At 30.7% G+C, this 15,711-nt stretch carries 14 protein-coding genes; 9 read left to right on the forward strand and 5 right to left on the reverse strand.

The features are described from left to right. Nucleotides 1-242 precede the first annotated feature (242 nt). From VJY32_RS02845 to trpA, 9 genes are all read left to right on the forward strand, one after another. Complete coding sequence (locus VJY32_RS02845; RefSeq protein ID WP_353676362.1) at nucleotides 243-1,103, forward strand: sigma-70 family RNA polymerase sigma factor; 861 nt, start codon at nucleotides 243-245, stop codon at nucleotides 1,101-1,103. A gap of 128 nt (nucleotides 1,104-1,231) precedes the next feature. Continuing rightward, nucleotides 1,232-2,701, forward strand: a complete 1,470-nt coding sequence (locus tag VJY32_RS02850; RefSeq protein WP_353676363.1) for an aminotransferase class V-fold PLP-dependent enzyme — start codon at nucleotides 1,232-1,234, stop codon at nucleotides 2,699-2,701. 362 nt (nucleotides 2,702-3,063) lie between these two features. Further along, complete coding sequence (trpE, locus tag VJY32_RS02855; protein WP_353676364.1) at nucleotides 3,064-4,542, forward strand: anthranilate synthase component I; 1,479 nt, start codon at nucleotides 3,064-3,066, stop codon at nucleotides 4,540-4,542. Next, nucleotides 4,523-5,089: an anthranilate synthase component II gene (locus tag VJY32_RS02860; protein WP_353676365.1), complete on the forward strand. Its 567-nt coding sequence runs from the start codon at nucleotides 4,523-4,525 to the stop codon at nucleotides 5,087-5,089. Before trpE ends, VJY32_RS02860 begins: the two co-directional genes overlap by 20 nt. Continuing rightward, a complete protein-coding gene (gene trpD, locus VJY32_RS02865) occupies nucleotides 5,086-6,102 on the forward strand; it encodes an anthranilate phosphoribosyltransferase (protein ID WP_353676366.1) in 1,017 nt (338 codons plus the stop codon). The genes VJY32_RS02860 and trpD overlap by 4 nt, the downstream gene beginning before the upstream one ends. After that, on the forward strand, nucleotides 6,099-6,896 hold the full coding sequence (trpC, locus tag VJY32_RS02870; RefSeq protein ID WP_353676367.1) for an indole-3-glycerol phosphate synthase TrpC: 798 nt from the start codon (nucleotides 6,099-6,101) through the stop codon (nucleotides 6,894-6,896). The genes trpD and trpC overlap by 4 nt, the downstream gene beginning before the upstream one ends. Before the next feature lie 3 nt (nucleotides 6,897-6,899). Then, on the forward strand, nucleotides 6,900-7,526 hold the full coding sequence (locus VJY32_RS02875; protein WP_353676368.1) for a phosphoribosylanthranilate isomerase: 627 nt from the start codon (nucleotides 6,900-6,902) through the stop codon (nucleotides 7,524-7,526). A gap of 144 nt (nucleotides 7,527-7,670) precedes the next feature. Continuing rightward, complete coding sequence (gene trpB / locus VJY32_RS02880; RefSeq protein ID WP_353676369.1) at nucleotides 7,671-8,870, forward strand: tryptophan synthase subunit beta; 1,200 nt, start codon at nucleotides 7,671-7,673, stop codon at nucleotides 8,868-8,870. Further along, nucleotides 8,870-9,655 (forward strand): tryptophan synthase subunit alpha, encoded by a 786-nt coding sequence (gene trpA / locus VJY32_RS02885; protein ID WP_353676370.1) that lies wholly within the window; start codon nucleotides 8,870-8,872, stop codon nucleotides 9,653-9,655. The genes trpB and trpA overlap by 1 nt, the downstream gene beginning before the upstream one ends. A 144-nt stretch (nucleotides 9,656-9,799) precedes the next feature. On the opposite strand, the gene VJY32_RS02890 is transcribed toward trpA, so the two are convergent. The 5 genes from VJY32_RS02890 to VJY32_RS02910 all read right to left on the reverse strand — a co-directional run bounded on the left by VJY32_RS02890 (nucleotide 9,800) and on the right by VJY32_RS02910 (nucleotide 15,697). Further along, entirely contained in the window at nucleotides 9,800-10,852 is a 1,053-nt protein-coding gene (locus VJY32_RS02890) for a PfkB family carbohydrate kinase (RefSeq protein ID WP_353676371.1), read from the reverse strand. Between the two features lie 77 nt (nucleotides 10,853-10,929). Further along, a complete protein-coding gene (locus VJY32_RS02895) occupies nucleotides 10,930-11,361 on the reverse strand; it encodes a cupin domain-containing protein (RefSeq protein ID WP_353676372.1) in 432 nt (143 codons plus the stop codon). A gap of 33 nt (nucleotides 11,362-11,394) precedes the next feature. Further along, nucleotides 11,395-12,324, reverse strand: coding sequence for a VOC family protein (locus VJY32_RS02900; protein WP_353676373.1), 930 nt, complete (start codon nucleotides 12,322-12,324; stop codon nucleotides 11,395-11,397). 67 nt (nucleotides 12,325-12,391) lie between these two features. Beyond that, nucleotides 12,392-14,215, reverse strand: a complete 1,824-nt coding sequence (locus VJY32_RS02905) for a TonB-dependent receptor (RefSeq protein ID WP_353676374.1) — start codon at nucleotides 14,213-14,215, stop codon at nucleotides 12,392-12,394. A 90-nt stretch (nucleotides 14,216-14,305) separates the two neighbouring features. After that, entirely contained in the window at nucleotides 14,306-15,697 is a 1,392-nt protein-coding gene (locus VJY32_RS02910; protein WP_353676375.1) for a glycoside hydrolase family 28 protein, read from the reverse strand. Nucleotides 15,698-15,711: the final 14 nt, after the last annotated feature.

The following is a 15,711-nucleotide window of genomic DNA, read 5'->3' on the forward strand; positions in this document are numbered from 1 at the left end:
AAATTTATTAATTTTGGGCGTGAAATTTTGGTTAACATATCAAAGAGCTGCTATTATAAATCAAATTTATACTTACTTTGTACACTTCCTTATAAGAAGGAATTAATTAAACAAATTAGCTCTAAAATCAGAAAAATTTTTACCCGAATATATATTAAAATAAGGGAACAATTTTGTATTACTTAAAGTTGAAGCTCAGAAAAATTTAACTAACTACAAATAAATTAAGGAGAGATGTAGATTTGAAGATTACGAAGCAATTCACGAACAGAGAAAGCAAATCTTTAGATCAATATTTACAAGAGATTGGCAAAGTAGACCTCCTTACACCGGAGGAAGAAATTGAATTAGCCAAAAGAATCAAAAAGGGCGATAAAGCCGCACTCGATAAGCTAACAAAAGCTAACCTTAGATTTGTTGTTAGTGTTGCAAAACAATATCAAAATCAGGGATTACCTTTAGGTGACCTGATAAATGAAGGTAATCTTGGACTTATTAAAGCCGGTCAAAGATTTGACGAGACCCGTGGATTTAAATTTATATCTTACGCCGTTTGGTGGATTCGTCAATCTATTATGCAGGCTATTGCAGAACAGTCAAGAATGGTACGCCTGCCATTAAATAGAGTTGGCGCATTAAATAAAATGAGTAAAGCCTTAAGCCAGCTTGAACAAGAGTATGAAAGACGTCCTAATCCAGAAGAAATTGCTGAACAACTTGACATGGATGTTCAGGATGTTACTTATGCAATGCAGATTGCAGGACGTCATATTTCTATGGATGCTCCATTTGCACATAGCGAAGACAGCAATAATAGTTTGCTTGATGTTATGCCAAATGAAGATCAACCACCACCAGACCATTCTCTAATGAAAGAATCTCTTAAAGCTGAAATTGAACGTTCACTTTCTACTTTAACTGAAAGAGAAGCTGAGGTAATCAGATTGTATTTTGGTTTAGGTAAAGAACATTCTCTCACTCTTGAAGAAATTGGAGAAAAACTAAATCTTACTCGTGAACGAGTTCGTCAAATTAAAGAAAAAGCTCTTATAAGATTGCGTCATTCTTCAAGAAGTAAAAATTTAAAAGCATACTTAGGTTAATAAGTAGAGCGAACTTTGTTCGCTCTACATTTTTTATCACTTCCCTATTTATCACCTTTTCTCAAATTAAAATTTATTACCCCCTTTCAATTATCATTATTATTTTTGTGAAAAACAGAAGAGGTATTATGCAGTCCCTTGAAAAATTTTTTGAAAAATATCGAAATAACATCGTTGGAATTAATCAATATTTTGATGGACCTTACGGAAAAAGAAAAATAATCTATGCAGATTGGATTGCAAGCGGAAGATTATATGACCCAATTGAAAATATTTTAAAAGAAAGATTTGGACCTTTTGTAGGCAATACTCACTCTGAATCCTCAATTACCGGGACCTCAATGACAAAAGCATATAAAGAAGCAAAAAGAATAATAAAACAACATGTCAATGCTAATCATAACGATGTTTTAATTTTTTCTGGTTATGGAATGACTTCTGCAATTAACAAATTTCAACGCATACTTGGTTTAAGAATTCCTGAACAACTTCAAAAATATGTTCATATTCCTAAAGAAGAAAAGCCTGTGGTCTTCTTAACTCATATGGAACATCACTCGAATCAAACATCATGGCTGGAAACAATTTGTGATGTTGTTTTAATTGAACCTGATGAAAAAGGTCTGGTGAACATTAGTCATCTTGAACATTTATTAAAATTATATGAACATCGTAAATTAAAAATAGGGTCATTTACTGCAGCATCAAATGTAACAGGTATTCAACCACCAATATATAAAATGGCAGAATTAATGCATAAGTATGATGGTGTTTGTTTTATTGATTTTGCAGCTGCTGCTCCATATGTAGATATAAATATGCATCCTGAAATTGAAGAACAAAAATTAGACGCTATATTTTTTTCACCCCATAAATTTTTAGGTGGACCTGGTACATCAGGAGTGTTAATCTTTGATTCAAAGTTATATAACAGAAAAGTACCTGACCAACCTGGCGGTGGAACAGTTGATTGGACAAATCCATGGGGAGAACACAAGTACATTGAAGATATTGAAATCCGGGAAGATGGCGGAACTCCTGGATTTATGCAAGCAATTAAAACTGCTTTAGTCATAAAACTTAAAGAAGAAATGGGCGTAGAAAATATAATTCAAAGAGAGCACGAGTTATTATCAATTGCTTTCGATAAACTAAAAAAAATTAATGGTGTTCATATACTTGCCGCTGAACATGAAGACAGGCTTGGAGTTATCTCATTTTATTTGGAAAATATACATTATAATTTAATGGTCAAACTGCTCAATGATAAATATGGCATTCAAGTAAGAGGTGGATGTTCATGCGCAGGAACTTATGGCCATTATTTACTTCATGTTGATCCAACTAGATCAAAACATATAACAGAAAAAATAAATCAAGGTGATTTATCAGAAAAACCAGGCTGGGTCCGTCTTTCAATTCATCCTACAATGACAAACGATGAGTTGATATTTATCATTGATGCAATTGAAGAAATTATCATCAATGCTCCGAGCTGGTCTAAAGATTACATTTACTCAAAGAAAACAAATGAATACACACACACTTATTACAATGAAGAGAAATGGCAGCACATTCAAGAATGGTTTGAAATTTAGATTGCTAAAAAAAATTATGAATTAAAGCAAATATTAATTTATCAGCATATGTATTGAATTTTCACTATTAAATCTCAGCCTAATAATAATGAAGCTCCAGTTAATATTTTTAATCACATAAATCAGAAAATATAAAAATTCTTCATCCAGATATTGACTTATTTAATTCATTTTCTCTATCTTTGCAGCAAATGATTTACAGGAACAAAACATATAACAAAATGAACAAAAATCACTGGTGGTGGTGGCGCAGAATTATATCCATCATCTCAGTGATAACATAAATTTAATTAAATATTTCAATGCAAGAAACCCTTCTTAGTTATCACTGAGAAGGGTTTTTTGTTTTAAAGGAATTCAATATGGAATACAAAAAATTTTTAGAACTATCAGAAAAATATAATATCGTACCAGTGTATGAAAGAATTGCTGCTGATTTGCTTACTCCAGTTTCTGCATATTTAAAAGTCAGAAATAAAAATTATTACACCTTTTTGTTAGAGTCCGTAGAAGGAATTGGAAGATTAGCTCGATATTCATTTATCGGATTAAATCCAGCTGAAATAATTTCCAATAATTACACTGAAATTACTATTAAAGATTTTAGAAAAACTGAGAAAATCTCCGGCAACATCTTCGATTACTTAAAAAACAAAATTCATAAGTTCTCTTATCCCAAAATTGATGAACTACCCTATTTTTCAGGTGGCTTAGTAGGATTTATTGGTTTTAATAACATATCTCTAATTGAAGATAGTATATTGTATAATTCTAAAGAAGAAAGCATTGCCCCCGATTCAATTCTTGGGATTTATAATTCACTTATTGTATTTGACCATTTTAAGCATCAAATAATATTGATTTATAATGTTGATTGTTCTCATAAACAAAATATCAAAGAAAAATTTGAACATGCAAAAAATGAACTTCAAAAACTAAAAGAAATATTGAACAAAAACATTGAGTTTAAATCTGACTTCAAAGCTAATCCCAAGCCTTTGAGTGATAATGAAGAAGAAGAATTCTGTGATCTTGTAAGAGTATCAAAAAAAAATATTTACAACGGCGATGTATTTCAAATTGTTCTTTCAAAAAGATTTGAAGCAGAATATCATGGTGACCCATTCAATGTTTACAGAGCATTAAGAATGATTAATCCTTCACCATATATGTATTTTATGGAATTTGATAATGACTTTAAAGTTATTGGGACATCACCTGAAGATTTACTAAAAGTAAAAAACAGAAAAGCTGAAATATTACCAATAGCAGGGACAAGAAGACGAGGCAGAACAGAAGAAGAAGATTTAGAATTAGAAATGGATTTACTTAACGACCCTAAAGAAATAGCAGAACATGTAATGCTTGTAGATTTAGCAAGAAATGACCTTGGAAGATTTTGTCAACTTGGTTCTGTAAAAATAAGTGAGAGAATGAAAATCAATAGATTTTCTCATGTTATGCATATCGTATCTCGAGTTGAAGGTATATTGCGTGAAGATGCCGATTGCATAGATGCTTTTAAATCATCATTCCCGGCGGGAACAGTAACAGGCGCTCCAAAAATTAGAGCAATTCAATTGATTAACGAATACGAAAAAATAAAACGCGGATTATATGCTGGTGCAGTTGGATATATCGATTTCAGTGGGAATTTAGATATGTGCATAGCAATAAGAACTTTATTTGCAACAAAAAATAAAATTTACTGGCAAGCTGGCGCTGGCATCGTAGCCGATAGTAAACCTGAACTTGAACTCAAAGAAATTAAAAACAAATCAGCTGCATTAGTTAGCGCACTAAAATGTGCGGAGGTAATTGATGAAAATCTTAGTAATTGACAATTACGATTCTTTTACATATAACCTTGTTCAATTAATCGGACAATTTACAAATAACATAATTGTAAAACGCAATGACCGAACATCAATTGATGAGATTAAAAAAATGAACCCAGATAAAATTGTTATTTCTCCCGGTCCTGGCACACCAGAAGATACAGGAATTACAATTGATGTAATAAAAAATTTTGGTCCAAATACGCCTATACTTGGTGTATGTCTTGGTCATCAAACTATTGGTTATTACTTCGGAGGTAATATAATAAATGCTCCTTACTTAATGCATGGGAAAACATCACTTATCATTCATGATGGCAAAACAATATTTAAAAATGTTGAACAAAAATTTGATGCTGGACGATATCATTCTTTAATTATTGAAAAAAGTAGTCTTCCTGATGTTCTTGAAATATCCGCTCACACTGAAGACGATATTATTATGGGTATTAGACACAAAAAATTTCCAATCGAAGGAATTCAATTCCATCCAGAATCTATTTTAACAAAAGTAGGTTATCAATTAATAAAAAACTGGATTGAACTATGATAAATAATTACATTGAAAAAATTGCTTCCGGCATTAATCTAACTATTGATGAAGCTTATGAATCAATGACTCATATAATGAATGGTTCATGTAACAACTCGCAGATTGCTGGATTTTTACTTGCTTTAAAAACTAAGGGTGAAACTCCAGAAGAAGTTGCTGGCTTTATAAAAGCAATGCGCAATAAAAGCATTAAAATTAATTCTGATGAAAACACAATTGATGTATGCGGCACAGGAGGTGATGGTTCCAATACATTTAATATTTCTACTGCATCTGCATTTGTTGTTGCAGGTTGTGGAATTAAAGTAGCAAAACATGGTAATAAATCTATTTCAAGTAAATGTGGAAGTGCAGATGTTCTTTCATACCTTGGAATTAATATTAATCTTTCCCCTTCTGCTGCAGAAGAAGCATTGAATAAAATAGGAATTACATTTTTATTTGCTCCTCTTTATCACCCTGCAATGAAATATGCAGCAGAAGTTAGAAAAGAATTAGGAATGAGAACTGTATTTAATATTCTCGGACCTTTAACAAATCCAGCTAATACTAAAAAACAATTAATTGGCACTTTCAATAATCAAGCAGCTGAGTTGATGTCAAAAGCTGTTTCATATCTTGATATGCAAAAGGTGTGTTTTGTTTGTACGGATAATAGTCTTGATGAAATTTCTCTTACAGAAGAGACTGATGTATTTGAACATCATAAATCAACTTTAAAGAAATACAAAATTTCTTATAATACATTCGGTTATAAAAAGATTGATAAAGAAAATATTCAGAGTAATTCAGTAGAAAAGAATGCAGAGATAATTCTTTCTGTGCTTAGAGATAAAGTAAAAAACGATGCTTTTTATGTTGTTGCAGCTAATGCGGCAATGGCGCTTTACGCCGCTGATTATTCAAACAACATAAATGAATGTCGTCTTGCAGCAGAGGAATCAATTCTTTCTGGCAGAGCATATGAAAAATTAATTTCTCTAAAATCTTTTGGAGAAAATTATCAATGAACTTTCTGAATAAAATACTCGAAGTAAAAAAAGAAGAAGTAACAAAACTCAAACAGAGATTTACATATTCATCATTTATGGATGAAGAATTTTTCAATACAAAGACGATTAGTTTAAGTAAATCTATCAATAAGCCAGGGAATCTTTCTTTAATAGCAGAAATTAAAAAAGCAAGCCCGTCAAAAGGTATTTTAATTGAAAATTTTGACCACATAAATATTGCTTCAATTTATATGGAATGTTCTGTGCAGGCAATCTCAATTTTGACAGACAACAATTTTTTCAAGGGGCACATTAATTTTCTAAAAGATATTGCAAGAATAAAAACGGTTCCTCTTTTAAGGAAGGATTTTATTATAGATGAATTTCAGATTTATGAAGCAAAAGCCTCAGGTGCTGATGCTATTCTACTTATTGCAGAAGCTTTATCAAAAAATCAAATTGATAATTTGACCTCTGCTGCTGTTGAATGCGGCATGGAAGTTTTATTAGAACTTCATTCAACTTCTCAGCTCGATAAAATCGATTTTAATAAAAATAATTTAATTGGCATTAATAACAGAAATCTTGAAACATTTGATGTTGATTTAAGCACAACATTAACAATTTCAAAGCATTTACCTGAATATGCAACCATTGTATCAGAAAGCGGAATTCACACTAAAGAGGATATTAACAAAATAAAACAGACAAAAGTTAATGCTGTTTTAGTAGGTGAACATTTTATGAAATCAAATAATATTAAAGAAAGTGTAAAAGAATTTATTAAGAATTGTAATTCGAAAGAGACCTGAAGGATGAGAGTAAAAATTTGTGGCATTACAAATATTGATGATGCACTACTTTGTTGCGAATTAGGTGCAGATGCACTTGGTTTTATTTTTTACAAAAAAAGCAAACGATTCATCAACTATTCATCGGCAGAAAAGATTATAAAACATCTTCCTGCATTCATATCTAAAGTTGGAGTGTTTGTAGATAATGATGCACAGGATATAAATAATATTTCAAAAAAAATAGGATTGACTCATATTCAATTACATGGCAATGAGGATTTTAATTTTGCTTCTCAAATAACTTTGCCTGTGATTAAAAGTTTTCGCATTGATGAACAATTTGATTTTACAAAATTATATATGTTTAACAATTGCGAGTTTTTATTAGATACATATTCGCAGAAATCTTTTGGAGGCACGGGAAAAACTTTTAACTGGAATTTAATCCCGGAAAACCTAAGAAATAAAATTATTTTAGCTGGCGGTGTATCTATTAACAATATTGAATACATTTATAAAAATATCAAACCACAAGCTGTTGACCTTTCTTCATCTGTTGAAACTAAACCAGGTAAAAAAAGTCACAAAAAGCTAAAAGAATTTTTTAGAGTAGTAAATAATCTCAGGTACTCATGCAAAAATATTTAATAAGAAAAATTCACAAACAAAACAAAATATATCTTTATGTTCCGGTGCATACACTCCTCTCGAGCCCTCTGAGCTTCCACAAAATGGAAGTCTTAAGGGCTCGAGCAAATTTTAAAATTTAGTATACAAAACTATGAGCGCAAAATGAATAATTACAATTATCCTGATTCACATGGTAAATTTGGAATTTATGGCGGGCGTTATGTTCCCGAAACTTTAATTCCAGCTCTTTATGAACTTGAATCAATTTATAATCAATTAAAAAATGATTCTGAATTTATAAGTGAATATTATCAACTACAAAAAGAATATAACGGAAGACCAACTCCCCTTACATTTGCAAGCAGATTAACAGAATATTATGGTAAAGCAAAAATTTATTTAAAGCGCGAAGATTTATGTCACACCGGTGCACATAAACTAAATAATGCACTTGGTCAAATATTAATTGCAAGAAAATTAGGTAAAGAGAGAATTATTGCTGAGACGGGAGCCGGACAACATGGAGTTGCTACAGCAACTGTATGTGCAAGATTCGGAATCAAATGTGTTGTTTACATGGGAGAAAAAGATATTGAAAGACAAAAACCAAATGTTTTTAGAATGAAACTTCTTGGAGCTGATGTAATCCCTGTCTCTTCTGGAAGTAAAACACTCAAAGATGCAACAAATGAAGCAATAAGAGATTGGGTAACAAATGTAAAAAATACTCACTACATTATTGGTTCTGTTGTGGGTCCTCATCCTTATCCGATGATAGTTAGAGATTTTCAATCAATAATTGGGAATGAAACAAAAGAACAAATCTTGTCAATTGAGAAACGACTGCCAGATTACATTATTGCATGCGTGGGAGGCGGCTCAAATGCTATAGGTATTTTTTATCCATTCATCAATTATAAAAACATAAATTTAATTGGAGTAGAAGCAGCAGGTTATGGAATAAATACAAACAAACATTGTGCAACTTTAAGTCTTGGTTCACCAGGTATTTTCCAAGGAATGCTTACATATCTTTTGCAAGATAAAGATGGTCAGGTTTCAGAAGTTCATTCAATTTCGGCAGGCCTTGATTATCCTGGGGTGGGCCCTGAACATTCGTTACTTAAAGATATTTCTCGAGTAAAATATTTTTCTGTAACTGATACCGAAGCTTTGAAAGCTGCATATCTTTTAACTCGACTTGAAGGAATTTTACCTGCTTTAGAAAGTGCACATGCAATTGCTTATCTTGAAAAATTTATTGACAATACAAATCGTGATGAAATTATAGTAATTAATTTAAGCGGCAGAGGAGATAAAGACCTTTCAACTTATATGGACAATTTTAAGGAAGAATTATAATGAGCACTATTCATAATTACATTGAAAAATTAAACAACCAAAAAAGAAAAGTTTTATCAATATTTCTAACTGCGGGCTTTCCTGATAAAAATAATTTTGTTGAATTAGCAAAAGCTGTTTTAGATGCTGGAGCTGATATGCTTGAATTAGGGATTCCATTCAGCGACCCTTTAGCTGATGGACCGGTTATTCAAACATCATCAAATATTGCACTCAACAATAATGTTACTACTCATGATGTATTAAAATATGCAGAAGTAATTTCAAAGCACTCTGAAAAACCAATTATTTTGATGGGTTATGCAAATCCAATAAATAGATACAACAAATCAAATTTTTTCGAGGATGCCTTTAATGCAGGCGTAAAAGGTTTAATTGTGCCCGATGTTCCACTTGAGGAATACGACTCATTTTATGATTGCGATACAAAAAATTTAGATATTATACTACTTACAACTCCTGCTTCAACTAACGAAAGAATAATCTCAATTGATAACAAGAGCAGTGGATTTGTATATTGCGTCAGCGTTACCGGGACTACAGGAATCAAAGATTCATTCGGCAATGAAACATTTGATAATCTTAAAAGAACTTATTCTTTAATCAAAAAAAATAAAATGCTGATTGGATTTGGAATATCTAAATCTGATGATATAAAAAATTTTTCTCCTTATTGTGACGGAGTAATTGTTGGAAGCAGAATTATTAAATCCATTCTAAATAATGATAAGTTTGATGAGACACTAAAAATTATTAGTGAATTGAGCGAAGCTTGTGAAATTTAATTTAATACAAAAAATGTAATATTAAGTTTTAAACTCGATGTTAAATAAATTAAATATTTTATCCTCTACGATTAAAAGATAAAACCGCAGAGGACAAAATAATTCATTAGTTATTACAAATCATATTTTATAAATACTAAATGTTTACCTTTCAACTCTTCCAGAGCCACCACTTTTAATCAATTTTTCTACTTCATCGATTGATACTAAATTAAAATCACCGGGGATTGAATGTTTCAGACATGATGCTGCTACTGCAAATTCTAATGCATCTTTAGTATTATCCTTTGTTAATAATCCATAGATTAACCCACTGGCAAATGAATCACCAGCTCCAACTCTGTCAACTATCTCAATATCATATTTTCTTGAACGATATGGAGTTTTACAATCTTTGTCATCAAGTAAAATCGCACTCCATCCATTTCTCGATGCTGAATAACTTTCTCTTAGTGTAATTGCAACTGCCTTAAATCCATAAATTTCTTTTAATTTTTTTGCAACATTAAAATATCCTTCTTCGCTTAACTTACCAGACTCAATATCGGTAGCCTCTGCTTTAATCCCCAAACTCTTTTCTGCATCTTCTTCATTTGCAATACAAACATCTACAAATTTCATTAAAGGTTTCATGACAGCTTGAGCTTCTTCAGTAGTCCACATTTTTGCTCTAAAGTTTAAATCACAGCTAACAGTAACATTTTTTATTTTTGCAATTTGGCAGGCTTCCGATAAAATTTCCTGAGCATTTTTACCCAATGCTGGTGTAATACCTGTCCAGTGGAACCAGATAGCATTTTCAAAAACCTTATTCCAATCTACTTCTCCTTTTTTCATTAGTGCAACTGCTGAATTAGCTCTATCATAAATTACTTTTGAAGGTCTTTGACTTGCACCTGTTTCTAAAAAATAGATTCCAATTCTATCTCCGCCGCGAACAATAAAATCATCTTTAACACCAAATCTTCTTAAATGATTTACAGCTGCTTGACCAATTTCGTGCTTTGGTAGTTTTGTTACATAATAAGATTCAAGTCCATAATTTGCTAATGATACCGCTACATTTGCTTCACCACCTCCAAATGTAACATCAAAGCTTTGTGACTGAACAAATCTTGTAAACCCTGGAGTTGATAATCTTAACATTATTTCACCAAATGTTACTACCTTTTTTGATTTGTCAATTGAGTTTATCATTGTGCTCCTCATATTTATTATCTATTAACTATTAACTAGTAACTATTAACTAATAACTAGTAACTATTGTCTATTATTTACTTTTCATATTTCTTTATTACAAGATATTTTAATTCAGTATCACCAATGTTTCTAATGCCATGCATGCTATTCGGTGGACAGTAAAAACTTGAGTAGGCTTTACCAACTTTAGTTTCACCATTAAGATAAAATTCTGCTGTACCTTCCAGAACAAAGAAGAACTCATCTTCAGAATGTTTATGAGGCGGATGAGTTGCTGAATGCGGAGCTACAACACTTAATTTTAATGTCCTACCATCAAGAAAATTTTTATCAACAAACCAGTATTGATAACCTACTTCTGTCTTTACAATTTTTTCAGGGTTGAATTCATTTACACAATTTTCAATTGTAAATTCTTTTGCAGGCTGGTTAGTATCTTTTTCCTGAGATAATAAAGTCAGCACAGGGATACAAAAAATCAAAAATAATTTTATTAATACTTTCATTTTGTCACCTTTTTAATTCATTATCATGTTAAATTATTTCAGCATAGGTTTAACACGACTTACAAATTGAAGTGGTAATCCAGTAGAATCTTTAAAATTCATCACATAATCTCCGGATGGTGTTTGATAAATATCATTAACAAGTTCAGCTTCATTCGTTAATAATTTTTCTTTCAATGCTTTTATATCCTGAACAACAAAAGCAACATGCAAAGTTGAGTGAGTAATATCATTAAAATTTATTACGGGCGAATCTTGATGCTGATAAAATTCAAACATTACATTTTTATTCTCATCAGCTATAAACATTCCAAATGACGGGGCTTTCCCTTCTCTCATAATTTCCATATTTAAATTATTAACATACCACTTGGATTTTGCAGGAGAATCCGAAACATTAAAAGCAATATGTTCTATAAAAATTCCTTCAGCGTTTATCATAGGTTTTACTCTTTGAACAAACTGGATTGGTAAACCCCACGGATCTTTCAAAACTAAAACCTGGTCTCCAGAATCAGTTTTTCTTAAATCACTTAAAACAGTTGCACCTGCATTCAATAGCTTTTCTTTAATCATGTTAATATTAAAAACACAAAATGCAAGATGAAAAGAATCATAATTAAAATTAAGTGAATCAATAGTTGGAAAATCTTTGTTGTAATTAAATTCTATCATCATATGTATGGATGAATCAGCAACGAATGTAGAATAATTTGGAGCAGTACCTTCACGCAGAATCTTCATATTCAAATTTTCCGAATACCACCTTGCAGCTGTAATAGGGTCCTTTACGTTTATGCCAATATGTTCAAATCTTATACTATTTTCAGACTTATGACAACAAGAATCTCTTTTCTTACAATCATCATCTTTGGCATAAAATTGATTTGCATATGCCAAAATAATAATCAAGAATGTTGTTACTTTTGTTATTATTTTATTGTTTGTTAAAAACATTTTCATCCCTCCTCAAATTACTAAACAAAGTTATAATTGAAATATTCTATTTATAAAATTATTCTTAGAGAATTTATAAATTCGTATCAAAACTAAAACCAAGTAAAAATGTTCTCCCCGGCATTGGATAACCATCCATAATTTCATATTGTCTGTTTAATAAATTATCTAATTTCAAATACATTGACAGGGATTTAACTAAATTAACCCACATCGAGGCATTTAATAAAGCATAACTTTGTTTTTTCTCTACAGAATTATTTGTCTTTACCGAAGTATAAAGATTTGAAATTGTTTTTAATCCTACATTAAAACTGAAAATTTTATAAATATAATTAGCTTCTGCAAAAAATTGTTGTTGTGGAACGCCTATTAATTTAGTAGAATTTTTAATGTAACTATAATTACCATTTATCGTAAAACTTTTTGATAAAATATAACTTGCCTCAATTTCAAAACCTCGATTGGTCAATTTATTTACATTCTGGTTTTTAATATTAGGATAAACACCGACCATATTAATAAAATCTTTTCCTTCAATTAAATAAAAGGCCCCATTAAATAAAAGTTTGTTTTGAAGCAACTTGCTTTTAAAACCAATTTCATAATTCCAGATTTTTTCAGGTTTTAAATCAATATTAGCCCCAAAGAGAAACAATTCATTGAGAGTAGGATTTCTAAATCCTTCTGCTGCAGAAATATATAGATAAGATTTACCATCAACCTGATAACTTAAATTAAATTGTGGTATCAATAATGTGCCATAAACAGAATGGTTGTTTAATCTTACTCCACCACTGAATGAAATTCTATTGAATATATTTTTACTTAGAAGAACATAAAGAGATTTTTCTATTACATGTTTATCTATTAATTGAGTTTTATTTCTTGCACTGCCTGCATAACGTTTTATATCAGCCCCTAATGTTATTAAACTTTTTTCAATAAATTCAAAACTCTCATTTATTATCAATCCAAGTGTATTATCATTTGAATGGAATCCATCAAAAACATCGTGAACACCATTATTAAAAAAAAGCAAAACAGAGCCTTCATATTTGTCATATTTATTTTTCAGTGATAAAGAAGTGTTTGCTCTGGTAATATCTGTCCAGACTGAATCATTTTTATATGGTTTTGTTACAGGTCCTGGGTTAAAAGATTTCGTCGAGCTGATAAAAGCATTAAAGTCAATTGACCAGGATTGATTGATTAAATAAGAAGCATTATAAATCCCCGAAATAGAATGAAAGCTTGAAGAGGGACGATTATCATTTGAATAATCTTTACTTATTGAGATTTTGCTTATGAACTTATTTCTTTTATAATCAATACTGCTTTTTATTTTGTATGTATCAAAAGAACCATAATTAACATCTGTAAAAATTTTTATACCTTCAAGTTGAGTTTTTTTAGTAGTAATATTAATGACACCTCCCATTGCGTTAGTACCAAATATAACTGATGAAGGTCCTCGCAAAACATCAACTGCTGCTATTTCAGAAGATTGGTAAATATCTGCAATAGGATGCCCAAATATTCCAGCAAATTCTGGTCTTCCATCAACAACTATTAATGTTTGTTGTATTCCATTTACACCACGTATTGAAATTTTTCCAGCAGCTTGTGAGCCAATTCCAAAACCACTTAAACCATTTTCAGTAATAAACAAGCTTGGGATTTTCCCACTGATCGAAGCAAGTAAAGATGGTTTAATATCCTGCTTAATTTTTCCCTCAGGAATTATTGAATATGAAGGCGTAAAATTTCTAAGTAATTGCTCAAATTTAGTTGAAGTAACTGTAATTTGCTGTAGTTCATATATTTTTGCAGTATCGTTTTGTGCATTAAGAATTGTAGTTAAAAAAATAAAAACAAGAATAAATTTTATTCTCATAATATTTCCTTTCCGGTAATGTCAGTAATTTTAGAGCAGATTTATGTTACGATAATTTACTATCATAATTTATAAAATTTTAATAGAAATCTACTCCACTTTTTTACCATTAATTATCACATTAATTAATTTGAGTTCTTCAACATTTTGCAATGAATTTTCCTTAGCAACGCCTTCAAAATTACAATCAATAATTTGAACATTACGAATTGGCGAATCTTTCAGTCCAATAAATTCTAGTGCATATTCACTTTTTTTACTTGTTACTTTTTCCACTTTAATATTTCGAAATACTGGGGGGAATTTACCATCGTTGCCTTCATTCGGGTCATAACGCATATTTAATCTTATAACAGCATTGCTTACTTCTCCAACTTCTACATTTCTCATAAAAATATTTTCAACTACTCCACCTCTATAAGAATTAGACTTGATTCTTAATGCTCTATCAAGATTTGGGCTATCCATTTTACAATTCTCAATAAATACATTTCTACATCCTCCAGAAATTTCACTCCCAATTGATACCCCGCCATGCCCATCTTTCATAATAGAATTTCTAACTATAATATTTTCACTTGGAACATTAATTCTTCTTCCATCAAGATTTCTACCTGATTTTATTGCAATGCAATCATCTCCATTATCAAAATAACAATTATCAATCAACACATTTTTACAAGATTCCGGGTCACAGCCATCTGTATTTGGTCCATCACTGATTGTTTTTACATTTTTAATTGTAATATTCTCTGATAGTACTGGATGAATAATCCACATTGGAGAATTTGTAATGGTAATATCTTCAAGAAGAATATTTTTACATTTAATAAATTGAACAAAATTTGGTCTTAAATAATATCCTTTACCAAAAATTCTTTTTTCAACTGGTACCCCCTCATTATTCATTTTCATCAATCTTGGTCTTGAAATACTATCTCTTTGACTTGGCATTCCAGTAACCCACCCATAATTTTTGTTGCCGTTCCATTTCCACCAGTTTTCGGAACTTGCCTGGCCATCTAAAATTCCTTTCCCTGTAATTGCAATATTTTCCTGCTCATATGCATAGATAAGAGGAGAATAATTAAAGCATTCTACTCCTTCCCATCTTGTAAATACAACTGGTAAATAATCATCTGGGTTGGTACTAAATTTTATTATTGTTCCTTCTTCCAGATGAAGATTCACATTACTTTTAAGATGAATTGGACCACCACAATAATATTCACCTTTTGGCACCACAACTGTTCCACCACCATTGTTTGAACATTTTTCAATTGCATTTTTGATTGCCTCTCTAATATCTTTTTTTGCTTGTTCAATGCTTATGAAATCAAGAACATTATATTTTTTTTCAGAAAATTTTGGCGGGACAATATTTTTCAAAATTTCATCGGCTTTGTGCCATTCATCCTGTGCATTATTATTTGAATAAAAAAATATAGATAGTATCAATAAAATTAATTTTTGCTTTTTCATGCTCACCTCATTCT

It is taken from the genome of Rosettibacter primus (assembly GCF_036860675.1).
GTDB classification, from domain to species: Bacteria; Bacteroidota; Ignavibacteria; order Ignavibacteriales; family Melioribacteraceae; genus Rosettibacter; species Rosettibacter primus.

Excerpts from the sequence above, each read along its gene's own strand:
- VJY32_RS02850 (WP_353676363.1), top strand. The coding sequence starts at position 1,232 with ATGCAGTCCCTTGAAAAATTTTTTGAAAAATATCGAAATAACATCGTT.
- trpE (WP_353676364.1), top strand. The coding sequence starts at position 3,064 with ATGGAATACAAAAAATTTTTAGAACTATCAGAAAAATATAATATCGTA.
- VJY32_RS02860 (WP_353676365.1), top strand. The coding sequence starts at position 4,523 with ATGAAAATCTTAGTAATTGACAATTACGATTCTTTTACATATAACCTT.
- trpD (WP_353676366.1), top strand. The coding sequence starts at position 5,086 with ATGATAAATAATTACATTGAAAAAATTGCTTCCGGCATTAATCTAACT.
- trpC (WP_353676367.1), top strand. The coding sequence starts at position 6,099 with ATGAACTTTCTGAATAAAATACTCGAAGTAAAAAAAGAAGAAGTAACA.
- VJY32_RS02875 (WP_353676368.1), top strand. The coding sequence starts at position 6,900 with ATGAGAGTAAAAATTTGTGGCATTACAAATATTGATGATGCACTACTT.
- trpB (WP_353676369.1), top strand. The coding sequence starts at position 7,671 with ATGAATAATTACAATTATCCTGATTCACATGGTAAATTTGGAATTTAT.
- trpA (WP_353676370.1), top strand. The coding sequence starts at position 8,870 with ATGAGCACTATTCATAATTACATTGAAAAATTAAACAACCAAAAAAGA.
- VJY32_RS02890 (WP_353676371.1), bottom strand. The coding sequence starts at position 10,852 with ATGATAAACTCAATTGACAAATCAAAAAAGGTAGTAACATTTGGTGAA.
- VJY32_RS02895 (WP_353676372.1), bottom strand. The coding sequence starts at position 11,361 with ATGAAAGTATTAATAAAATTATTTTTGATTTTTTGTATCCCTGTGCTG.
- VJY32_RS02900 (WP_353676373.1), bottom strand. The coding sequence starts at position 12,324 with ATGAAAATGTTTTTAACAAACAATAAAATAATAACAAAAGTAACAACA.
- VJY32_RS02905 (WP_353676374.1), bottom strand. The coding sequence starts at position 14,215 with ATGAGAATAAAATTTATTCTTGTTTTTATTTTTTTAACTACAATTCTT.
- VJY32_RS02910 (WP_353676375.1), bottom strand. The coding sequence starts at position 15,697 with ATGAAAAAGCAAAAATTAATTTTATTGATACTATCTATATTTTTTTAT.